13 protein-coding genes are annotated in these 22,772 nt (G+C 63.7%); 10 read left to right on the forward strand and 3 right to left on the reverse strand.

Annotation, left to right across the window (positions count from 1 at the left end):
• Positions 1–203: 203 nt before the first annotated feature.
• From RQX22_RS09460 to RQX22_RS09475, 4 genes are read left to right on the forward strand one after another with little or no spacing between them, the layout of a single operon-like run.
• Positions 204–1,592, forward strand: coding sequence for a TIGR03013 family XrtA/PEP-CTERM system glycosyltransferase (locus tag RQX22_RS09460; protein WP_315725861.1), 1,389 nt, complete (start codon positions 204–206; stop codon positions 1,590–1,592).
• Positions 1,592–3,670, forward strand: a complete 2,079-nt coding sequence (prsK, locus tag RQX22_RS09465) for an XrtA/PEP-CTERM system histidine kinase PrsK (protein ID WP_315725863.1) — start codon at positions 1,592–1,594, stop codon at positions 3,668–3,670. The genes RQX22_RS09460 and prsK overlap by 1 nt, the downstream gene beginning before the upstream one ends.
• Positions 3,667–5,031 (forward strand): PEP-CTERM-box response regulator transcription factor, encoded by a 1,365-nt coding sequence (gene prsR / locus RQX22_RS09470; RefSeq protein WP_315725865.1) that lies wholly within the window; start codon positions 3,667–3,669, stop codon positions 5,029–5,031. The genes prsK and prsR overlap by 4 nt, the downstream gene beginning before the upstream one ends.
• On the forward strand, positions 5,028–6,959 hold the full coding sequence (locus RQX22_RS09475; protein WP_315725867.1) for a tetratricopeptide repeat protein: 1,932 nt from the start codon (positions 5,028–5,030) through the stop codon (positions 6,957–6,959). Before prsR ends, RQX22_RS09475 begins: the two co-directional genes overlap by 4 nt.
• A 34-nt stretch (positions 6,960–6,993) precedes the next feature.
• On the opposite strand, the gene RQX22_RS09480 is transcribed toward RQX22_RS09475, so the two are convergent.
• The 3 genes from RQX22_RS09480 to RQX22_RS09490 all read right to left on the reverse strand — a co-directional run bounded on the left by RQX22_RS09480 (position 6,994) and on the right by RQX22_RS09490 (position 10,920).
• A complete protein-coding gene (locus tag RQX22_RS09480) occupies positions 6,994–9,225 on the reverse strand; it encodes a prolyl oligopeptidase family serine peptidase (protein WP_315725869.1) in 2,232 nt (743 codons plus the stop codon).
• 5 nt (positions 9,226–9,230) lie between these two features.
• On the reverse strand, positions 9,231–10,241 hold the full coding sequence (locus RQX22_RS09485) for a 1-aminocyclopropane-1-carboxylate deaminase (RefSeq protein WP_315725871.1): 1,011 nt from the start codon (positions 10,239–10,241) through the stop codon (positions 9,231–9,233).
• A gap of 202 nt (positions 10,242–10,443) precedes the next feature.
• Entirely contained in the window at positions 10,444–10,920 is a 477-nt protein-coding gene (locus RQX22_RS09490; RefSeq protein WP_315725872.1) for an Lrp/AsnC family transcriptional regulator, read from the reverse strand.
• Positions 10,921–11,307: 387 nt separating this feature from the next.
• Here RQX22_RS09490 and RQX22_RS09495 point away from each other — a divergent pair, with 387 nt between their 5' ends.
• The 6 genes from RQX22_RS09495 (at position 11,308) to RQX22_RS09520 (ending at position 22,366) form a co-directional block, all read left to right on the forward strand.
• A complete protein-coding gene (locus RQX22_RS09495; protein ID WP_315725874.1) occupies positions 11,308–13,317 on the forward strand; it encodes a serine hydrolase domain-containing protein in 2,010 nt (669 codons plus the stop codon).
• Positions 13,318–13,650: 333 nt separating this feature from the next.
• On the forward strand, positions 13,651–15,975 hold the full coding sequence (locus RQX22_RS09500; protein ID WP_315725876.1) for a TonB-dependent receptor: 2,325 nt from the start codon (positions 13,651–13,653) through the stop codon (positions 15,973–15,975).
• Between the two features lie 243 nt (positions 15,976–16,218).
• Positions 16,219–17,151 (forward strand): ABC transporter ATP-binding protein, encoded by a 933-nt coding sequence (locus RQX22_RS09505; protein ID WP_315725878.1) that lies wholly within the window; start codon positions 16,219–16,221, stop codon positions 17,149–17,151.
• The gene (locus RQX22_RS09510) at positions 17,148–18,638 is read left to right on the forward strand and encodes an ABC transporter permease (protein ID WP_315725880.1); all 1,491 of its coding nucleotides are present in this window, start codon (positions 17,148–17,150) and stop codon (positions 18,636–18,638) included. Before RQX22_RS09505 ends, RQX22_RS09510 begins: the two co-directional genes overlap by 4 nt.
• Positions 18,639–18,861: 223 nt before the next feature.
• A complete protein-coding gene (locus RQX22_RS09515; RefSeq protein WP_315725882.1) occupies positions 18,862–20,835 on the forward strand; it encodes a serine hydrolase in 1,974 nt (657 codons plus the stop codon).
• Between the two features lie 499 nt (positions 20,836–21,334).
• Positions 21,335–22,366 carry an IS110 family RNA-guided transposase gene (locus RQX22_RS09520; protein WP_315725884.1) on the forward strand — a complete coding sequence of 344 codons (1,032 nt, stop codon included), beginning with the start codon at positions 21,335–21,337 and terminating at the stop codon, positions 22,364–22,366.
• Positions 22,367–22,772: the final 406 nt, after the last annotated feature.

Here is a 22,772-nt window from a genome sequence, read left to right on the forward strand (position 1 = left end):
GAATTCCGCAAGGTGGCGCACGATCGCGTGAGGCATCGGGCCACCTTGCGATATCATCCCGCTTGTGCGCCGCACGCGGCATCGCACCCTGACAGGCAAGGGTGAACGCGGCCTTCAGAAAATATTTGTCAATTTGAGCGACACTGCGAAAGCATGTCGGCAAATCTTACACATTCCCTCCCGGGCAGGGTGGCGGCCGCCTGATGGTCCGGCTGTTCAAACATTATGTTCCGCACACCGTGCTGCTGCTGGGACTGATCGATTTCGTCCTGCTCGTCCTGGCGGGAGAGGCGGGCTGGTTGCTTCGCCTCTGGCAGATCAAGGTAGACGCCGCGCCCGATCCGGCGCGGCTGCCGCAACTCCTCACCTTTGCAATCACGCTGCAGCTGGCGATGGTGGGGGTCGGCGTCTACGCCGCCGATTCGCTGCAATCGATGCGGATCGCGACGGCCCGCCTGTTCGTCGCGGTGTCGCTGGGCGTGATCCTGCTCTCGCTCATCTTCTTCTTCGTCCCGGCGCTGACCTTCTGGCGCTCCAACCTGCTCTACGCGATGATGCTGGCGCTGGCGGCGACCTTTATCGTCCGCATCATGATCGGCCGCGCCCTGGGCGGCGAGGCGTTCAAGCGCCGGGTGCTGGTGCTTGGCGCCGGCCCGCGCGCCGCGCGCCTGGAAGCGCTGGCGCGGCGCGAAGGCGCGGGCTTCACCATCGCCGGCTATGTCGCCATGAACGACGGGCCCGTGGCGGTCGCCCATGCCCTCAACCGTTCGGCCATCAACAGCCTTGCCGACCATGTCGTTCGCCTCGGCATCGGCGAAGTCGTGCTGGCGCTGGAGGAACGGCGCAACGCCTTGCCGCTGGCCGATCTGCTGCGGGTCAAGACGACGGGTGTCCATGTCAACGAAATCTCATCGTTCCTCGAACGCGAGACCGGCCGCGTCGACCTCGACAGCGTCAGCCCCTCCTGGCTGATCTTTTCCGACGGCTTTTCCGCCGGACGGCGGCTTTCGAGCGCGGGCAAGAGGCTGTTCGACATCCTCGTCAGCGGCGTCATCCTGGCGATCTTCGCACCCGTCATCCTGCTGACAGCGCTGCTGGTGAAGCTGGAAAGCGAGGGCCCCGCCTTTTTCCGCCAGCGCCGGGTCGGCCGCTACGGCGAACCGTTCGAAATCCTGAAGATCCGTTCGATGCGGCAGGATGCCGAGGTCGGCGGCCAGGCGGTGTGGGCGCAGAAGGACGATCCCCGCGTCACCCGCATCGGCAATATCATCCGCAAGCTCCGCATCGACGAGCTGCCCCAGGCGTGGACGGTGCTGAAGGGCGAGATGAGCCTGGTCGGGCCGCGCCCCGAACGTCCGCAGTTCGTCGCCGACCTGGAAGCGCGGCTTCCTTTCTACGCCGAGCGCCATGTCGTGAAGCCGGGCATCACCGGCTGGGCGCAGATCAATTTCCCTTATGGCGCGTCGGTCGAGGATGCCCGGCAGAAGCTGGAATATGACCTTTATTACGCCAAGAATTACACGCCCTTCCTCGACCTGCTGATCCTGCTGCAGACGGTTCGGGTGGTGATGTGGCCGGAGGGCGCGCGCTGATGGTCGCCCTGATCGGCTTCTGGAGCCACGCGCTCGCTGCGATCCTGTTCGGCGTGCTGGCCGTCTGGCAGCTCCGCCACTGGAATCTCCGGCACGGCAACAGGCAGCTGGTGGGGGCCTTCGCCATCACCTCGGCCTGGGCGATCTTCGTCGCCATGCTCGGGAGCAATGACATATTGTCGGGATTGGCGGAAAGCGGCCGCAACTTCGCCTTCCTCGCCTTCATGTACGCGATCGTGCGCGGCGCGGCGGAGGACGAACGGCAGAAGGCGGTGAAGCCCGTTTATGCGACCGTGGCGGGCGTCATAGGGTTCCAGATCACTATCGCCGGCGTCCTTCCGGAATTTGCCGGCAACCCGATCATCTACCAGGCCCTGCTGTCGACCAAGCAGATCATCGGCCTCACCATCGCCGCGGGTTCCCTGGTGCTCGTCCACAATCTCTATGGCCAGGCCGCCCGCGATTCGCGCTGGGCGATCGGAATGCCCGCGCTCGCGCTGGCGGCGATGTGGATCTACGACATCCATCTTTACACCACCGCCTATCTGACGCGCAGCCCGGCCGAGGATCTGTTCGCGATGCGCGGCGCGATCATGGCCATGATCGTCCCGCTGTTCGCGCTGGCGAGCAGGCGCAATACGCAGTGGCGGGTCCATATCAGCCGGGCGGCGACCTTCCAGTCGATCTCGGTCATCGCCATCCTTTCCTATCTGATCCTGATGATGTCGGCGACGCGGGCGATGGAGATCATCGGCGGCGACTGGGTCCGCATCGGCCAAATCGGCCTTGTCCTGGCGATGACGATCACGGCGGGCATCCTGTTGCCGTCCGGTCGGTTGCGGGCGTGGCTGCGGGTCATCCTGAGCAAGCATCTGTTCGAGCATCGCTACGATTATCGCCAGGAATGGCTGCGCTTCACCCGCACCATCGGCCTGGCCGGCGAAAGCCAGGCGCCGCTGGACGAACGGATCGTCAAGGCGATGGCCGACATCGCCGATTCGCCGGGCGGATTGCTGCTGGTCCCGGACGATCATGGCCGGCTTGCCATCGGCGCGCGCTGGAACTGGCATCTGCAAACGCCGCCGGGGACGGTGGGGGACGCAGCCCTGATCCGCTTCCTCGAGACCAGCGCCCATATCATCGATTTCGACACGGCCGCAGGGGCTCGGCAGGACGGAAAGGCAGTCGCCATCCAGGACGGCCTGCGCGCCTTCGGATCGGCCTGGGCGGGCGTGCCCTTGCTCCACAACGACCGGCTGGTCGGGCTGGTCGTGCTCGACCATCCGCTCGTCCGGCGGCCGCTCGACTGGGAAGATTTCGATCTCTTCCGCACCGCCGGCATCCAGGCGGCAAGCTATCTGGCCGAGGCGCGCGGCCAGGAGGCATTGGCCAATGTCCAGCGGTTCGACGAATTCAACCGCCGTTTCGCCTTCATCATCCACGACATCAAGAATCTGGTGAGCCAGCTCGCCTTGGTCGCCCGCAATGCCGAACGCCATGCCGACAATCCCGAGTTCCGCGCGGACATGATCGCCACGCTGCAGGGATCGGTGAAGAAGATGAACGACCTTCTCGCCCGTCTGTCGCGCGGCAACAATGTCGAGGCCGAGGCGCCGCGCCCGATCCGGGTGGCGGACATTGTCGCCGCCGTCGCGGAGACCAGGAAGCGCGCGCATCGGATCGAAATCAAAGGCGAGGCCGACCTTGTCGCGATCGCCGATCCGGTGCGGCTGGAACAGGCGCTGGAGCATCTGGTCCAGAACGCGATCGATGCCAGCCCGGCCGGCCGGCCGGTCACGCTATATCATGATCAACGCGGCGGCGAGGTCGCGATCGACATCATCGACCGCGGGACCGGCATGTCGGCCGATTTCGTCCGCACCCGCCTGTTCCAGCCCTTCGCATCGACCAAGGATGACGGGTTCGGCGTCGGCGCCTTCGAGGCGCGGACGCTGGTCGCCACCATGGGCGGCCGGATCGAGGTCGAAAGCCGTGTCGGTGAAGGCAGCCGCTTCACCGTCTTTTTACCGCTTGGAGAGACAAAGGCGTCTCCCGGCTATCAACGGATGAGCGCATGAACGAAGAGGCCAAGGCCAAGCTGCTGATCGTCGAGGACGATGAAGGGCTGCAGCGCCAGCTGCGCTGGGCCTATGACGATTATGAAGTATTCGTCGCTTCCGACCGGAATGCGGCGATCGACCTGCTGCGCGCCGAGGAACCGGCGGTCGTCACCCTCGACCTCGGCCTTCCGCCCGATCCGAACGGGGTGAGCGAGGGTTTCGCCACTTTGGACAGCATCCTGTCGCTGAAGCCGGACACCAAGGTGATCGTCGCATCCGGCCATGGCGCCCGCGAAAGCGCGCTCCGCGCCATCGCCGGCGGCGCCTATGATTTCTACCAGAAGCCGGTCGACATCGATCAGCTCGGCCTGATTGTCCGCCGCGCCTTCCAGCTTCACGGCATCGAAGCGGAGAACAGGCGGCTGGAGGAGCAGATCGGCGAGGATCGCACCGTGCTGGGCACGATGATCACCGCCGCGCCGGAAATGCTGAAGGTCGCCCGCACGATCGAGCGCGTCGCCAATACCGACGTCTCGGTCATGCTGCTGGGCGCCAGCGGCACAGGCAAGGAATTGCTCGCCCGCGGCCTCCACAATGCCAGCCGCCGCAAGGCCGGCAATTTCATCGCCATCAATTGCGCCGCAATCCCGGAAAACCTCCTGGAATCGGAACTGTTCGGTTACGAAAAGGGCGCCTTCACGGGCGCGGTCAAGACGACCGAAGGCAAGATCGAGCTGGCCGAAGGCGGGACATTGTTCCTCGACGAGGTCGGCGACATCCCGCTGCCGCTCCAGGTTAAATTGCTGCGCTTCCTGCAGGAACGGGTGATCGAGCGGATCGGCGGCCGCAAGCCGATCGCGGTCGACACGCGCATCGTCTGCGCCACCCACCAGGACCTGCCGGAGATGATCAAGGCCGGCAGCTTCCGCGAGGATCTGTTCTACCGGCTCGCCGAGATCGTCGTGACCATCCCCACGCTCGCCGAACGGCCGGGCGATTCGATCCTGCTCGCCAAGCATTTCCTGCACCGCTTTTCCCGCGAGATGAACCCGCAGGTGAAGGGGATTTCGCCGGAGGCGATGACGGCGATCGACCAATGGCCCTGGCCCGGCAATGTCCGCGAGCTGGAGAACAGGATGAAGCGGGCGGTGATCATGGCCGACGGCAAGCTGATCAGCGCGCAGGACCTCGACCTCGGCCCGCAAGCCGAGGAAGCACTGCCGTTCAACCTGAAGGCCGCGCGCGAACATGCCGATCGGCGCGCGATCCGCCAGGCGCTGGCGCGGAACGACAACAATATCTCCAGCACCGCGAAGCTTCTCGGCATCAGCCGGCCGACGCTCTACGATCTGCTCAAGCAATATGGGCTGCAGCGTTGAGACGGAGCCTGTGCCTTGTCCTGCCGGCGCTGCTGGCGGCGGCCGCATGTTCGAACGTCCAAGGCGACGAATCGGCCGAGGCGGCTTACAGGAAAGGCCTGCTGGCGCTGGAGCAGGGCCAGCCGCGCACCGCCCGCATCGAATTCCTCAACGCGATCAAGGCGCAGCCCGGCAACGGGCGGATCCGTATCGCCCAGGCCCTGACCTATCTCCAGCTCGGCGACGGCATCGCCGCCGAGGCGGAATTGGTGCGGGCCCGGCAATTGGGCGTTTCGGTTTCCGACACCGGCCATCTGATGGCGCATGCGCTGATCCTCCAGGACCAGCCCGACCGCGCCGTCGCCGAAGCGAAGCAGGCGGGGCCGGCTTATGCCGCTTATGCCGCCCGCATGCGCGGACGCGCGGCGATGCTGCTGGGGGACGAGCAGGACGCCCTTGCCGCCTTCGAGGATGCGCTGGCAGCGGCCCCGTCGGATAGCGCCGCCTGGACCGATCTCGCCCGCTTCCGCCGCAGCACGGGCGACCTTGCCGCAGCCATCGCCGCCGCCGACAAGGCAGCGAAACTGGACCCGCGCAGCGTCGAGGCGCTGACGCTTCGCGGCGAGCTTACGCGCCGTCAATATGGGCTCGGCGCCGCCTTGCCCTGGTTCGACCGGGCGATCGAGATCGATCCCGACAATGTCGGCGTCCTGCTCGAACGGGCCATCACTTATGGCGATCTCGGCCGGATGGGCGCCATGCTCGCCGATGCGCGCAAGGTGCTGGCGATCGCGCCGGGCAATCCGGTGGCTTATTACCTGCAGGCAATGCTGGCCGCGCGCGGCCGGAATTTCGAACTGGCCGATGCCATCTTCCGGCGCACCAAGGGAGCGCTCGACGATCAGCCGGCGGCGATGCTGCTGGCGGGGGCGATTGCGTTCGAGACGGGCAGCACCGCCGAAGCGGTGAAGTGGCTTGACCGGCTGGTCGCGCTGCAGCCGGACAATGGCAAGGCACGGCGGCTGCTGGCCGCCGCGCATATGCGGGCCGGCGACGCCGACGCCGTGCTGGCCGTGCTCCGGCCGCTCGCCGACCGGCCCGACGCCGATGCCTATACGTTGACTTTGATGGGGCAGGCGCTGGCCAGCAAGGGCGACCGCGAAGGCGCCTCCTTATATTATGCCCGGGCCGCGCAACCCGCGTCCCGCAACGCCTCCGCGCTGCTGGCGGATCCGCTCGACCCGCAGACGCTCGACGCCTGGCGGGCCGACGCGGACGCTGCGCCCGACGATGCCGGGCTGCAGATCAGGCTGATCCGCGGGCTGCTCGCGACCGGCCTCGGCGGCGAAGCGCTGCAGAGGTCCCGCCGGCTGCAGGCAGCCCATCCGGGCACGCCGGAAACCCATATGCTGGTCGGCGACGCCTTCGGCATCCAGGGCGATTTCGCGGCCGCCGCTGGCGCCTATCGGCGGGCGGCGAATCTCAGCTTCACCGAACCGGTGGCGCTGCGGCTGATCGAGGCTTTGCGCAATGCGGGGGATCAGGCCGGCGCAGCTTTGGTGCTCCGCCTGTTCCTCCAGCAGAACCCGCAGAACGTGCCGGCGCAGATGCTGGCCGCCAACAGCCTGATGCAGGCCGAAGGTTGGGACGGCGCCATCCGCATCTACGAAAATCTGAGGCTCCGCATCGGCAATCGCGACGCGACCCTGCTCAACAATCTCGCATGGGCCTATTCGGAGACGGGCGACCATGATCGCGCCCTCCCCCTCGCCCGCCGCGCCTGGCAATTGGACAGGAACAATCCCGCCACCGCCGACACCTATGGGTGGCTTTTGTTCAAGAGCGGCAAGAACAAGGCCCAGGGCCTGGCGCTGCTGGAGCAGGCGGCACGGGGCGCGCCGAGCGATGCGGATATCAGGCGGCGGCTTGCCGCTGTGCGAGGCGGCTGAAGAGGCACGAGCGGATCAGGCTTCGCCTCCTGGTCTATTCTTTTGCCGCCTGTTCGACGCTCATGCCGAGCTGATCGTAGAGGAACATGAGCTCGTCCGTGTCCTGGTCGATCTGCTCGTCGAGCGATGTACCGATGCCGTGACCGCTCGTCTGGGAGGTTCGCAACAGGATGGGGTGGCGGGGTTCGGCCTGCGCCGCCTGCAGCAATGCGGCGAATTTGCGTGAATGCATCGGATTGACGCGGCCGTCATTGGCGCCGGTCATAAGGAGGACCGCAGGATAGACTTTCCCCGGCACGACGTGATGGGCGGGCGAATAATCGTGAAGCCGTTTGAACTGTTCGGGATCTTTGACCGAACCGAACTCACCGACGTTGAATGCCCCATTCTCGTCCTGCTCGAGCCGCAGCATGTCGTAGACGCCGACACGGCCGACGACGGCCCTGGCCAGGCCGGGATGCTGGGTGACTATCGCGCCCATCAGCAGGCCGCCATTCGAGACGCCGCGCATCGCCAGTTTGGAGCGGCTGGTATAACCGAGCGCGATCATGGTTTCCGCAGCCGCGGCGAAATCGTCGAAGACATTCTGCTTCCTGCCCAGCATGCCTTGCTGGTGCCAATCATCGCCATATTCGCCGCCGCCGCGAATGTTGACGATCACATAGACGCCGCCGGCATCCAGCCACATCCTTCGAAATCCGGTCGAAAAGCTTGGCGACATGTTCGCTCCGAAGCCGCCATAAGCGTAGAGCAGGGTCGGATTGCGGCCGTCCAGCTTCACACCTTTCTTCGCGAGGATATTGAGCGGGATCCTGGTCCCGTCCTTCGACCGTGCGTAGACGCGGGCGACCGTTGCATCGTCATAGGAGACCGGGGACGTCATTGCGATGCGCGTCCTTGCGGCTTTGCCGGTGTTCGGCGACCAGCGCATGAAATGCGGCGGATCGACAAAAGTCTCGACCGAATAAAGCACGTCGCCGCCCGGCAACGGCACCACCTCATCGATCGAGGAGATGGGCGGGGCGGGCAAGGTGGCGATGCGCCGGCCGCGATCGGAATAGACAGCGGTGCCGATCGGCCCCCCAGAGATCCGCGTCACATAGATGCGGCGGCCATCGACTTTCAAAGGCGCGCCGAACTCGCCGCCATCGACGATCGCGGCATCGGGGCGCGCGGCGATGATGGTCTTCGCGGCTCCGAAGCCCCCGGCATAAGGTGCGGGCAGCCTCAACACCTTGCCCATCGGCGCGTTCTTGCGCGACACGCCGTAAATCGTGCCGTCCTTGGCGACGGCGCCGGCAATCACCCGATCCGCATAGGCGGCAATTCTCAATGCCGGCTGGCCTTCGCGCAGCACATATTGCTGCCAGCGGCCGCCGTCGCCGAACTGGACGGATGCCAGGGTCGCAGGCGCGCCTGCGCCGTCGTCGAGGAAGATCATTCCGGTGCGCGGCACGCCCTCCTTCGCCGAAAGCACCCGAACGTCCGATGCGACGGGCGTACCCAATTCGTGAAAGTAGACCGCGACGTTGAACCGGCGTTCGGCCGGTGGCGCATCCTCCCCAGGATAAAGCGTGTACCAGAAGCCCCGGCCATTCGCGGCCCAGGCGGCCGCGCCAAGGCCGGTGGGCTGATGGACGCGATCGATGGGCTCGCCAATCTCCCGCCCGGACGCCGTTTCGTAGAGGTGCAGCCTTCCTTCCTCGCTGCCGTTTTTCGAAAGCGAGACGGCGACCTTGCTCCCGTCCGGGGATGGCGCGTACCAGTCGATCATGATGCCGCCGCCGGGATCCAGGCGGTTGGGATCGACGATCGTGCGCGCCTGCGAAACATCGCCCGAGGACGGCATGACGACCAGCAAGGGCTGCTGTTTCGTCGGGTCGCTGCGGAGGCCGAATATATGCACGCCGCGCGCCTTTAGCTGGCTGGTATAGGGCGAGGCCGTCCTCAGCATCCGGGCCAGCTTGGCGGCGACCTCTGTGCGACCGGGGAGCATATCCAGATAGGCGCGCGTACGGGCATTTTGCGCATCGCTCCACGCCCGGACGGCGGGATCGTCGCCATTCTCCAGTCGGCGATAGGGATCGGCGACGGCGACATGGTGGATCGTTTCAACGACCGTCCCGCGCGGAAACTCCGGCGCCGGCGGGATGGGACCGGCAAAAGCCGCGATCGCGAGTCCGAGGAACAGGGTGAACAAGATGATCGCGCGCAGGCCGGACCTTCGAACGGATTGCACGCGCCGGTCGGTTCGCGTGGCAGACATGACCATCAGCCGTTTCGGAAAGTATAGCTGTAGCCGTTGATCGCCGGCGCGCCGCCGAGATGGGCGTAAAGCACGCGCGCGCCCTCCGGGAAATAGCCTTTCTTGACGAGGTCGATCAGGCCCTGCATCGATTTGCCTTCATAGACGGGATCGGTGATCATCCCCTCCAGCCGTGCGCACAGCCGGATCGCCTCAAGCGTTTCCTGCGACGGCACGCCATAGACGGGATAGGCATAATCCTCCTTGATGACGATATCGTCGGCGACGATCTCCGGTCCGCCGATCAAGGCGGAGGTGTTCTGCGCAATCTGCAGGACCTGGGCATGGGTCTGGGCGGGGGTGCAGGAGGCATCGATGCCGATCACATTGCGTTGCCGCCCCTGTAGAGCAAAGCCTGCGACCATGCCGGCATGGGTGGAGCCGGTGACGGTGCAGACGACGACATAATCGAATGCGTAGCCGAGCGCCTCTTCCTGCTGGCGCACTTCCTCGGCGAAGCCGGCATAGCCGAGGCCGCCGAATTTGTGGACGGACGCACCGGCCGGAATCGCATAGGGAATGCCGCCTTTGGCCTTCACCTCGTCCAGCGCCTTTACCCAGGAATCGCGGATGCCGATGTCGAAACCTTCGTCGACCAGGCTGACTTGCGCACCCATGATGCGGGACAGCAATATGTTGCCGACGCGATCATAGACGGCGTCCTCATGCGGTACCCAGCTTTCCTGGATGACGTGGCACTTCATGCCGATCTTCGCAGCCACCGCCGCGACGAGGCGAGTATGATTGGATTGCACGCCGCCGATCGAAACGAGCGTGTCGGCCCCGCTCGCGATAGCGTCGGGGACGATATATTCGAGCTTGCGCAGCTTGTTGCCGCCAAGGGCCAGGCCGGAATTGCAGTCCTCGCGCTTTGCGAACAGCTCCACCTTCCCACCGAGATGGTCCGTCAGACGACCAAGGCGCTCGATCGGGGTCGGACCGAAAGTCAGGGGATAGCGTTCGAAGTCGGACAGCATTCAACACTCCGTGCACAAATTCAGTAGGGTGCGCCCATTGTAATCGGAGGGCGGTCGAATGTCCTTCCTATTTGGCCGTAAAACTTGACTGATATCATAGAGAATGGGGCCGATATGGATCCTGTCCACCCACTATCGCCCATAGCTATGAAAGGATCGTTCAAATCGCAGCGGCGGGCAAGGCCAGCGCCGAAATTGTCGCTCAAACGGTGAATGGCGCGTTGTCGATCACTTCGCGCATGACGAAGAATGTGCGTGTCTGGCGGACCGACGGAAGTGCAATAAGCTTGTTGCCGTGCAGCCGGTTGAAGGCAGCCATGTCCTCGACACGGATTTTCAGAAAATAATCGAAGTCACCCGCGACGAGGTGGCAATCGAGGACCATTGGTATTTCGAGTATGGCCGCTTCGAAAGCAGCGAAGGATTCGGGCGTCGATCGGTCGAGCACGACACCGACGAAGATCAGGGCGGCCCGGCTCAGCTTCTGCGGATCCAGTTCCGCACGGACTTCCTTGATGTAGCCTTCATCGAAAAGGCGCTGCGTTTTTCGAAAGCAGGTTGCCTGGCTCATATTCACTTTCCGAGCCAGATCCACATTCGAAATCCGGCCGTCCGCCTGAAGGATGCGGAGTATCTTCAGGTCGGACGGGGAGAGGGCGGCGTTTCTAGATTCATCCATCTTTTCCTGCGGCATCCTGGAAACTCCCCAAAAGCAACGGAGGTGACGCAAGAATGGAACATATTCAAGTCTGTCCTGGAAGGATGGTTCATGAGGCGTCAGATCTTTCACCGCCACTCGCAACCCTCCCGTCTGCCAGACCGATCTGGATAGGCACGGCATGATCGCTTGTTCTGTGCAGGCCCGGGAATCCTTTCACAAAGGCCCTTTCATTCATCCATTCCTTCCAAAGGTCGCGCCTCCCAGGAGGAGAATGCAAGGATTCCGGCCAATATTAGGTGAGACACTCCAGCCCAAACATGGATAGGCTTTACGGCATTGCACCAGTCACGACCGATGAGGCCCGACCTGGTCAAACGCCATGGCGTGCGGCGAGAAAGGGGCGACATGGAAATCATAGGGGCCTTTGCTCGCCAGATGCATGCTGTCATTCTTTTCATTCTCTTCAGTTTTCTTGTTGGGGGCGCTCCGGCGCATGGGCGACCGGCCGATCCCCCGGCTAGCCAGGCCGCGTACCAGAAGAGTCCGGCGATCAACCCTGTCGCACCCATTCCATCGAGGCTGGACAAAGCGGACGTCGAAAGCTGGCTGGACGGATTCATGTCGCTTGCGCTGCCCCGAAGCGACATTGCCGGCGCCACCGTCGCGATCGTCAAGGATGGCCAGGTCCTGCTGACCAAAGGCTATGGTTATGCCGATGTCGAGCGGCGCGTGCCGGTCGATGCCGACCGCCATCTCTTCAGGATCGCTTCGATCTCAAAATTATTCACCTGGACTGCCGTCATGCAGCAAGTCGAGAAAGGGAAGATCGACCTCGATGTCGACATCAACCATTATCTCGATTTCAGGATTCCCCCGTACAGGGGAAAGCCGCTGACGATGCGCAATCTCATGACGCACACGGCCGGCTTCGAACTCGTCATGCGGGACCTGTTCAGTGCCAGGCCGAATGGTGCGGATCTCGGAGCGGCGGTGAAGCTGTGGGTTCCGAGCCGCATTTACGCCCCAGGCACCACGCCGACTTACTCGAACTATGGCCCGGCGCTTGCCGGCTATATATTGGAACGGGTCTCGGGTGAGGCTTTCGACGATTATGTCGACCGCCACATCCTGCGCCCCCTGGGAATGTCACGTTCGACCTCCCGCCAGCCTTTGCCATCGGCTTTCGCGAAGGATCTGTCGGAGGGCTATATGCTCGGCTCGGGCGCATCCCATCCCTACGAATATGTATCCTATCGGCCAGCGGGCGGAATGGCCTCCACCGCGCCCGATATGGCCCGGTTCATGATTGCCCATCTGAACGACGGCGCCCTCGGGCGAAATCGCATTTTGCAGCCTGATACCGCCCGCATGATGCATGTGATCCCAAATCCGATACTGCCGCCGCTTCATGCCATGGGCCTTGGCTTCTACCAGCACGATATCAACGGGCGGCGCGTTCTCGTCCATGACGGCGACACCCGCTTCTTTCACAGCCAGCTGAATCTATTCCTCGACGACAATGTCGGCATCTTCGTCTCGCTGAACAGTAGCGGTCGAGATGGCGGCGCGGATATCGTGCGGGCCGCGCTCTTCACGAAATTCGCCGATCGCTATTTCCCGTCCGTACAGGTCGATGGCCGGGTCGATCCCAACATTGCCGCCCGCCATGCGCGGGCGATGGTCGGCCATTATGAAGTGAGCGACCGCTCGGCGACCAACTTTCTCGCCGTCAACCTCTTCAGGCATCCAATCGCGATCGAGGTCGATGGCGACGGCAATTTGATCATTCCCGCCTTTACCGGACTCGACGGCGCGCCGAAGCGCTGGCGCGAAATCACGCCCTGGGTGTGGCGGGAGGTGAACGGCAGGGAGCGGCTGGCGGCACAATTGGTCGATGGCCGGCCGGTTCGATTCAGCACGGACGAACTTTCGCCTCTGGTCGTCTGGGACCGCCTGCCATGGTGGCGATCCACCGTCTGGCTGCAACCGCTTTCCAAATTCGCCTTCGCCGTCTTGCTTCTGACAATCGCCGCTTGGCCGGCGAGCGCCGCGCTGCGCCGCTACAGTGGAAAGCCTGCATTGCTCCCTGCCGCAGACCGGCGCGTCTATCTCGGGCTCAGGATCGCTGCGCTGGCGGGCTTGATCGTGCCGTCCATCTGGGTGGGGACGATCGCACCGATCATGACCTTCACAGCGGACGAAAACACAATCGATTTCCGTATCATCATGGCGTCGCTGCTGACCCTGGTCGGCTATGCGGGCGGCCTGTTGCTCGCTTTCGCCAACGGATGGATGGCCTGGAGGAATCGAGGCTGGGCCTCCCGGCTCTGGAGCGTCACGCTCATTCTGTCCTTCTTCATACTGGCCTGGGTCGCCTGGCAATATAAGCTGCTGAGCTTCAGCACCGACTTTTGAGGGAAGAGGCAATTCGCGATAGCGATTGTCGGGTGCTATAACCCGTTGTTTTCATTTGCTATTCTTATACTATCTTGAGGCGGAGATTCGTATCTCTGGAAGATATGTTCGCGGAGTGAAGCAAAATTGCTCTAAAATGGCGATCATAAAGCAGAGTTGCGCAAGGAGCATTCAAAATAACCCCTATTTAGATGGGACATTTCAGCCGTGTTAATTTATCCAACAATGAGATGAGGGCTTCCGGAAAAAGAAGGATAGAGCGGCCTGCTCCCAAATGTGAGACAGTAACGGCAAATAGGCCCGGAGCCAGATTGAATAAAGAGGGGAATGTCCATGCGTAATTACAGGTCGATACTTCGCTGCACCATGCTCGCATCAATTGCGTCCATGGCGATTGTTTCTCCGGCATTCGGCCAGACAAGCGAAGCGGTCGAATCTTCCGATTCCGTATCGACCGAGACCGAGGACGTTTCCCAGGAGATCATCGTCACCGCGACAAAGCGTGCCGAAAGCGTCCAGGATGTTCCCTTGAGCATTTCCGTCGTGACGGCCGATGAAATCAGCAAACGCGGACTGGTGAGCGCGGAAGATTATCTGCGCGGCATTCCCGGCGTGAACCAGACGACCGATCCGGTCGGATCGTCGATCATCATCCGTGGCCTCGAGACGTCGCCCTCCTTCCAGAATTATTCCTCGGGCACAACAGTGGCCACCTATTTCGGCGAGACCCCGATCACCAATTCGGGCGGCCTGGCCGCAAACACCAACGTCGACATCAAGCTGGTCGACATCGAGCGGGTCGAAGTCCTTCGCGGGCCGCAGGGGACCGCCTTCGGCAATTCCTCGCTCGGCGGTGCCGTTCGCCAGATACCGGTGGCGCCGAAACTCGGTCGACTGGAGGGACATGTCGGGGCCGGCTATTCACGCACGGGCGGCTATGGCAGCGACAATTACATGATCCAGGGGACGATAAACGTTCCCATCATCAACGACATCGTCTCCGTTCGGGCCAGTGCCTATCATTTTTCGGACAGCGGCATTTACCGCAAGAATGCCACCACGGACCCGACCATACAGGAGGCCGCGGCCTTTTATGGCGCGGAGGGCGCGGTGAGCGACGACACGAATGTCGGCAGTTCCAAATTCACGGGCGGGCGCATTGCAGTTTTGATCAGGCCGACGGACGACCTCTCGCTCACTCTCTCCTATCTGTCCCAGAAAACCGAACTCAACGGGAACGCACTCGCCAATAGCGGGCGGTTCGAGCAAGCGATTTTCGACGTCGCGCCAAGCCATGCCATTCGCGGGCAGAGGGGCGGTGCCTCCGACATGAAGATCGATCTGTTCAACGCCACGCTCGAATATAGCCTGGGTTGGGGGAGCCTGCTCGCGACCTATTCCCACATCGACAGCTGGGCGCTCAATTCGAGCTCGTTCAGCCAGTCGCAGCCGATCTGGCCGCTTTCCTATATCCAGGACGGCAAGCACGAGGAGGATAGCGGCGAAATCCGCTTTGCATCCGACCTCGGGGGGCGGTTCAATTTCCTCGTCGGCGTTTATGCCGAAAAGGTGAAAGACAATGCGATATTCGACTATCGCTATCTGGGGACGAGAGCCGACACGGCTTTGTTCAGCCAGGAATTTGCCGGCGATTTCCTGGACAATCGTCGCCTCACCCAGAAAGCGGCCTTCGGGGAATTGTCGTACGAGATCGTCGATGGGCTGACCGCGACCGTTGGCGGGCGCTATTATGATTATTCGCGGACTGTCTCGGAAATGACGAGCGGCGAGTTCTTTGGCGATAGTAGCGATACGCGGGAAACCAAGTCCAACGGATCCACCTTCCGCGGCAATTTGAGTTGGAAGCCCGGGCCGAATACGTTGCTTTACGCATCCTGGTCGGAAGGCTTCCGCCTGGGCAAGCCCGAAGCAGGACTCCCGTCCGGGGTCTGCGATGTGAATAATGACGGGATCGTGGACGGGTCCACGATCACCATCGAGTCGACCCGGTCGCTCGAATCCGACAAGGTTCGGAATTACGAGCTTGGCACCAAGTTCAGCCTGTTTCAAAAACGCCTGACGGCGTCCGCGGCCGTCTTCCTGATGGATTGGGACGGTGTGCCGTTTCGCACTGCTGCTCCCGACGCACCGGAGGGCTGCGGGCTGACCTATAATGCCAATGCCGGAAAGGCACGCACGAAAGGTGCGGAATTCCAGGCCAGCCTGGCGATTACCGATGCGCTTCGCGCGGATTTCGGTGCCTCCTACATTGACGCCAAGCTCGCGCAGGACGCGCCTGCGCTTGGGGCGTTCGATGGGGACCGGTTGCCCGGTTCGCCGAAGGTGAACGCCAACCTCTCGCTCCAGTATGATTTTATGGTGGCCGGCCGTGACGTCTTCATCCGGGCGGATTCCATCTACGTCGGGTCATTCTATGGCGACGTCTATCAGTCCCCGGCGACCAAGGCGGGCGACTATGTCAAGATCGACCTGTCGGGCCGCATCATGTTCGGGCGGGTCGGCCTGGACATATATGTCCAGAATTTGATGAACGAAGATTCCTATACATTCCGCGGGACATCCGATGCCGGCCGCGAATTTTTCGGGTTCCGGATGCGCCCGCGCACCGTGGGGGCACGACTGAATTACAATTTCTGACCGAGCATCCGCCCTGCCCCTCCGCTGCCGAGGGGCAGGATGATGATGACTGGTTTTGCACCCGATATCGTGCGGCCATTCCCGGCTTCCAGCATGGCGGGGATGTAAAAGATCGAACTTCGCATCCCCACCTGGTGGCAAAGCCGGTGCGCACCTGACCTCTGACCTCTCTCGCCGAGCGCGCGCTTGACCAAGCGATCTCCATCGGTTCTACGCTCTTTGCGTGAGTTTGGAGGGTCTTGAGTGAGTTCGGACGGCGATACTGCACTTTCACTCGACGGGGTGACGAAGCGCTTCGGCGCCGTCTGCGCGGTCGATCGGCTCAGTTTCGACGTGTCCCAGGGTGAGGTCTATGGTTTCCTCGGCGGCAACGGCGCCGGGAAGACGACGTCGCTTCGGATGGTGCTGGATATCATCCGTCCCACCGAAGGTCGCATCACCGTCCTGGGGCGCGACCCCGGGCGGGAGAATGCCTCGGAAATCGGCTTCCTTCCCGAAGAGCGCGGGCTCTACCGGAACATGACGGCGCTCGACACGATCGTCTATTTCGGCCGCCTGAAAGGGATGAGCGCCGCCGCCGCCAGGACCGAAGGCTCGACGCTGCTGGATCGCTTCGGCCTGTCCGCCAACGCCCGCTCGCCCATGAACCAGCTGTCGAAAGGCATGGCGCAGAAGGTTCAGCTCGCCACGGCGGTGGTCAATCGGCCGCGCCTGCTGATGCTGGACGAGCCCTTCTCCGGCCTCGACCCCGTCAACCAGGGCCTGCTGGAGGACGAGATCAAACGCGCGGCCGCCGACGGCGCCACCGTCATCTTCTCCACGCACGTGATGCAGCATGCCGAACGGCTGTGCGACCGGCTGCTGCTGCTCGCCAAGGGGCGCAAGAAATTCCAGGGAACGCTGGACGAGGCCCGGGCCCTGCTTCCGGCCCGGCTGTCCGTGATCGCCCAACAATCGCTCGCCGCCTTGCCGGGTGTGGAGAGCGTCGCGGAGGGCGCGGAGATCGGCGGCGGCTGGCGCGAGTGCAAGCTGCGTCTCGAGCCGGGAGTGGAGCCCGGCGACGTGCTGGAGCGCTGCTTCGCCGCCGGAATATCGCTGCGGCGCTTCGAGGAGCACCGGCCGAGCCTTCATGACGTTTTCCTGCATTTGGTGGGGCCGGCGGGAGCGCAGACATGAAACGAATCCTGCTCATCGCCGCCCGCGAATATCGTCAGATCACCCGGATGCGCAGCTTCTGGCTGACGCTGCTGATCCTGCCGCTCGCATTTGCCATCGCGCCGCTGGCGCAGCGATTCATGAACGACGACGATCCGCGCAGGATCATGATCATCGACCAGAGCGGGGGCAATGCCGCCGAAGCGCTTCAGGATCGGCTGGCGCTCGACCATAGCCGCGACGTGCTGATCAGCCTCTCCCGCTACGTTCAGCGGCACAAGCTTCAAGGCGCCGATCCGAAGGCGCCCTGGTCCCAGCACGACCGCTGGTACACCGACGCCGAAGTGCGCCAGTTCACCGCAGGCGGCGGGCTAGCGCGGGCGCTCGCCAAGCTGCAGGCGCATGCGCCCGAGGACACGCCCGAATTCGACCCGCCCGGATCCGGTTACGAGCTGGTCCCGGTGCCGAAGCCTCTCGCAGCGGCACCGCCGTCGGAGCTCGACGCGCGCGTCCGCCCCTTGCTCAAGCCGGAGGGCAAGGGTGCCAAGCCGGTCGATTATATTCTCCAGGTGCCGGCCAGCTTCGGCCGGGACGGCGCCGTTCGCCTCTGGTCCACCGGGGAGCCGAACATAGGCTTCGTCACGACAGTGCAGGATGTCCTGACGCGAAACCTGCGCAAGACCTTCCTCCTCACCGAAGGAACGGCGCCCGACGTGGCCGAGGCGGCGTCCACGATCGCTCCGTCTTTGATGATCTCCAAGCCTCCTCCGGGCGGCGGCGCCAAGGAGGCCATGCTGGTCCGCTCGATCCTGCCGCTGGCATCCTCCTATCTGCTGATGGTGGCACTGATGCTGTCGGGCAGCTGGATGCTGCAGGGGACGGTCGAGGAGCGTTCGAACAAATTGCTGGAGACGGTCCTGGCCACCGTCAGCCCCGAAGAGCTGATGTATGGCAAGCTGCTCGGCACGGTTGCCGTGGGCCTGACCATGATCGCGGTGTGGGTCGGATGCGGCGCGGTCGCGGCCTATGCCACGCAGGGGGCCATTGCGGACCTGATCCGTCCGGCGCTCGCGCCGCTGACCTCGCCCGGTACCATTGCCGCCATGATCTACTTCTTCATCGCCGGCTATCTGGCCATCTCGATCTTCTTCCTGGCCGTGGGTGCGATCAGCGATTCGATGAATGAGGCGCAAGGCTATCTGATGCCGATCCTGCTGGCCATTCTCCTGCCGATCACGGTGCTGATCCAGAGCATCCTGCAGGGCGGCAAGGGTATCGGCATCACCGTCCTGACGTGGGTCCCCATCTGGACGCCCTTTGCCATCCTCGCGCGGCTCGGCACGGGCATACCGACCTGGGAGGTCCTCTGCACCGGCCTGCTGCTCGCGGCGTTCATCGCGGTGGAGCTGATCATGCTCGGCCGCCTGTTCCGGGCCAGCCTGTTGGCCCAGGGGCAGAAGCCCGGATTTTCCGAGCTGATCAGCAGGATGCGGCGCCAGGACGCCTGACGCTGAAGGCGGGGCAGACGCCCGGCAACCGCTGTCGTCCGCTGCGGCCGGTCATGCGCTGCACGGATATGCCGCGCGTAATCATCAGGCGCAGCCCCGTCCGCACGCGGCGCGGAACCGGCACAGCTGCAGTTGCGCGGCTATCCCCTCTATGCCAAGTCGCATAGACAATGTTCCAACCTTCTCCGCCCCTTGCGGCGGCCCTGTCTTCCAAGGACCCATCATGAAAGTCTCCATTCCGGGCGGTTTCGCCCTCCTTCTCCTGGGCGCCGGCGGCGTCCACGCGCAACAAGCGTCGCGGCTGCAGGTCGGAGCGCCCGTGCCGGCGACGCTGGCGGCCGACGCTACGCTCCGGTACGCGCTGGATCTGCCGAAGGACCACTTCGTCGCCGGCCGAGTGGATCAGGACGGGGTGGACGCAACGGTGACGATCACCGACCCGGCAGGCAAGAATGTGGTGAAGGCGGCGCGCGTCGGGCGAGGCGGGCCCGAGACGTTCGCGTTCGCGACCGACGCGGCGGGCCGGTACCTGATCGAGGTGACGCCGGCGACGGCGGGCAAGGGTGGCGCCCTTCGCGTGCAGCTCACGCGCTCGGAGCCGGTGGCGACGACACCGGCAGGCAAGGTGGATCAGGCCGCCGCCCAATTGTACGAGGACACCCCGGGCGCCGTCGTGGGCGTGATCAATGGCGGCAAGCTGACGTTCGTGAAGGGGTATGGCGCCGCGGACCTGACCTGGGCGATGCCGTTCACGGCTGGTACGCCGACGAACATCGGCTCCTCGTCGAAGCAGTTCACCGGGTTCGCGATCGCCCTGCTGGCGTCGCGGGGCAAGCTTTCGATGAACGACGACGTGCGGAAGCACATTCCCGAGCTCAAGGATTTCGGCAAGACGATCACCGTGCGGAACCTGCTGACGCACACGACCGGCTATCGCGAGTTCATCAACACGCTGCTCATCGAGGGGCGCCAGGTGCTGCAGGGGGATTACATCGCCCCCGATGAAGTCATCAAGGTGATCAACCGGCAGCCGACGCTGCAGAACGAGCCCGGCGCGGAGTTCAACTACAACAATTCGGCCTTCGCCTTGGCGACCATCCTGGTGGAGCGCGTCACCGGCCGCCCGTTCGCGGAGTGGATGCGCGACGAGGTCTTCCTGCCCCTGGGCATGACGAAGACGTGGGTGCGCGCGCATCCCGGCCAGATCATCCCCCGCCGATCGGCCGGGTATGTCGCCGGCGAGGGCGGATTCCGCGAAGTGCAGGATCTCCACGGTTCGATGGGCGCGGGTGGCATCTACACGACGCCGGGCGACGTCGCGAAGTGGATGGGCAATTTGAAGACCGGCAAATTGGGCGGGCCGGCAGTGATCAAGGAGCTGACGACCTCGTTCGTGCTCAACGATGGCAAGCCGACGAACTACGGCTACGGTGTGTCTCTCGACACGAATCGCGGCCTGCGGCGGTGGCAGCATGGCGGGAACGACGTCGCGCACAGCTCCACCTTCGTATATTATCCCGACCTCGACGCCGGCTATGTCGTGTTCAGCAACTATCAGGGGGTCCCCGGCGGGATCGCCCGCGTCGCGGCCGACGCCTTCTTCGGTCAGCATATGACGGCGCCCGAGACCGCGACCACGGGCGCCGCCGTCGACGTGCCTGCTGCGACGCTCGAGCGCTATGTCGGCAAGTATGAGATGACGACGCTCGGCGGCATGCTGATGACCGTGGAAATGGAGGACGGCCAGCTGCGGCTCCAGCTTCCCGGCCAGCCGGCGCTCCCGCTGCGGCCGACGTCCATGATCGACTTCGAAGTGGTCGGCGCACCGGCGCGGATCACTTTCAACGCGGCAGCCGACGGCGCGGTGGACACGATCACCTTTCATCAGGACGGGGAGCATTCCGGGAAACGCGTCGTGGAAACAGCGGCCGCGGTGGACCTCACCGACTATACGGGCCGCTATTATAGCGAGGAGCTGGAGACGTTCTACGACATGAGGGTCGAGGACGGACAGCTCGTCATCCGGCACCGTCGGTTCGGCCCGGCCGTGCTGACGCACACCAGCGGGGACAGCTTCTCCGGAACGCTGCCAGTCAACCTGGTCGTCTTCCGCCGCGATGCGCAAGGCAAGGTCATCGGGTTCGACGCCGGCAACGGCCGGGCACGCGACATCGCGTTCAAGAAGGTGAGCGGCTAGACTCGTTGACGGTCATATTTAACCGAGACCGAGCCTGGCTTTTCCTTGTTCTTCGTTATTTCCGGGTCGGCAGATGATCCATCTGCCTTGAAATAACTCTGGAGCCGTAGTCGCATCCGTTTCGAACATGCGGGGCGTGGTCGGTCGATCGGACGGACCAGCACCATGCCCCCCTTGCCATCCTCGCGCGGCTCGCACGGGCACACCGGCCTGGGAGGTTCTCTGCACCGGCCTGCTGCTCGCCGCGTTCATCGCGGTGGAGCTGATCAGCAGGATACGGCGTCAGGACGCCTGACGCTCAAGTCGATTGTCGGGAGTCTCGCCGGGTAAGACGGAACGGGCTCTTTCACGCGATTGCCGACGACCCGCAACGGTTTTCCCAGCCGTGGCTGCTTTGCGCCCATGTGTGGACATCCGGTAATCGCGGCGCGCTCTTGAGTCGCTGATAGTGTCGCGGTCCGGGCGTGTTCGCCCGGTGGTTTGACCATCGGAGGCTATCATGATCCACTATGTCGGTTTGGATGTGTCGCAGAAGATCACGGCGATCTGCGCAGTCGATACGCAGGGGCAAAGGCTGTGGCGAGACCAGTGTGGCTCGACGCCAGAGCAGATTGAGGCGAGTGTGCGCAGTCGAGCTGGTACTGATGCGCGTCTCGGCATAGAGACAGGTCCGATGACGCCGTGGCTGGTTCACGAGCTGCGCGCCCGAGGGTTCGACGTTGTGTGTCTAGACGCTCGCCATGCACGCGCCGCTCTGAAGATGCAGCTCAACAAGACGGACCAGAACGACGCCGAGGGATTGGCGCAGATCATGCGCACAGGCTGGTATCGATCGGTCCACGTGAAGTCGTTCGAGACCCACCGCGCGCGTGCTCTCCTCGGCGCGCGTGCCCAACTTGTCGGCATGACAACGCGGCTGTCCAACAACATTCGTGGTGTGCTGAAGACATTTGGTCTGCTGCCGGGCGCGATGCGCGGTGTGCCATTCGACCGGCGGGTTGAAGCCCTGCTCGCCGACCGTTCGGATGTAGCGCCGATCGTGCAACCCATGCTCGTCGCTTGGCGGCAGTTGCGCGAGCAGATCGCTGTCTTCGACAAAGCCGTGCGCGCGCTGGTCAAGGCAAGTCCGGTCTGCAGGCTTCTGATGAGCGTGCCCGGCATCGGTGCATTGTCGGTGCTCGCCTACGTGAGCACCGTCGAAGATCCGGCTCGGTTTCGCCGATCACGGTCTGTTGGTGCACATTGCGGGCTGACACCCCGACAATATCAGTCGGGCGAGATTGATCGCAGCGGCAGAATATCACGGTGCGGCGATACGCTCACCCGCACGCTGCTGTATGAAGCAGCCGTCGTGATCCTGGCGCGGATAAAGCGTCCATCCCAACTCAAGGAGTGGGCGGGGGCGATCGCCAGGCGATCGGGCGCAGGCAAGGCCAGGGTGGCCTTGGCGCGCAAGCTGTCGGTTATTCTTCACAGCATCTGGCGCTCAGGAGAGCCATTTCGCTGGCAGGAGAGTCCCGCCACTGCCTAACGCGACATGTACGTTTTCCATTCGGTCGATTTTCCGAATGGATGCTTGCCCAACGGGCGAGGATGTAGGTGACTGCGCGAGAGGGCCTTGGGCCTCTTGATCCTCAAGAGAGCCCGTTGTGGACCTTGCAGCACCTCGGCTTCGTACCAGATGTTGCGGCGGCATTGCCGACCGCGGAGAGAACCGTGACCCCGGGCTAGCAAGAACGCGAGACAGAGATTGACTGAGGAGGCGCGATTAGAGAACGGCCCTCCGTTGGCAAGAGCTAGTTGAGCATCTGCACTAGGTGGTCGGTGCGGCCATGTGTTCGGCCTGTGATGCGGCCGTTTCATCGCCGCTGGCCATAATGCCTTCCGCGGATCTGGTCCCCAATCAATTTCGCGCACTCGAGGTGCGGGGCGCAAAT

This window comes from Sphingosinicella rhizophila, from assembly GCF_032378825.1.
Taxonomy (GTDB): domain Bacteria; phylum Pseudomonadota; class Alphaproteobacteria; order Sphingomonadales; family Sphingomonadaceae; genus Allosphingosinicella; species Allosphingosinicella rhizophila.

Excerpts from the sequence above, each read along its gene's own strand:
- RQX22_RS09460 (WP_315725861.1), top strand. The coding sequence starts at position 204 with ATGGTCCGGCTGTTCAAACATTATGTTCCGCACACCGTGCTGCTGCTG.
- prsK (WP_315725863.1), top strand. The coding sequence starts at position 1,592 with ATGGTCGCCCTGATCGGCTTCTGGAGCCACGCGCTCGCTGCGATCCTG.
- prsR (WP_315725865.1), top strand. The coding sequence starts at position 3,667 with ATGAACGAAGAGGCCAAGGCCAAGCTGCTGATCGTCGAGGACGATGAA.
- RQX22_RS09480 (WP_315725869.1), bottom strand. The coding sequence starts at position 9,225 with ATGTCTGCCACGCGAACCGACCGGCGCGTGCAATCCGTTCGAAGGTCC.
- RQX22_RS09485 (WP_315725871.1), bottom strand. The coding sequence starts at position 10,241 with ATGCTGTCCGACTTCGAACGCTATCCCCTGACTTTCGGTCCGACCCCG.
- RQX22_RS09490 (WP_315725872.1), bottom strand. The coding sequence starts at position 10,920 with ATGGATGAATCTAGAAACGCCGCCCTCTCCCCGTCCGACCTGAAGATA.
- RQX22_RS09495 (WP_315725874.1), top strand. The coding sequence starts at position 11,308 with ATGGAAATCATAGGGGCCTTTGCTCGCCAGATGCATGCTGTCATTCTT.
- RQX22_RS09500 (WP_315725876.1), top strand. The coding sequence starts at position 13,651 with ATGCGTAATTACAGGTCGATACTTCGCTGCACCATGCTCGCATCAATT.
- RQX22_RS09510 (WP_315725880.1), top strand. The coding sequence starts at position 17,148 with ATGAAACGAATCCTGCTCATCGCCGCCCGCGAATATCGTCAGATCACC.
- RQX22_RS09515 (WP_315725882.1), top strand. The coding sequence starts at position 18,862 with ATGAAAGTCTCCATTCCGGGCGGTTTCGCCCTCCTTCTCCTGGGCGCC.
- RQX22_RS09520 (WP_315725884.1), top strand. The coding sequence starts at position 21,335 with ATGATCCACTATGTCGGTTTGGATGTGTCGCAGAAGATCACGGCGATC.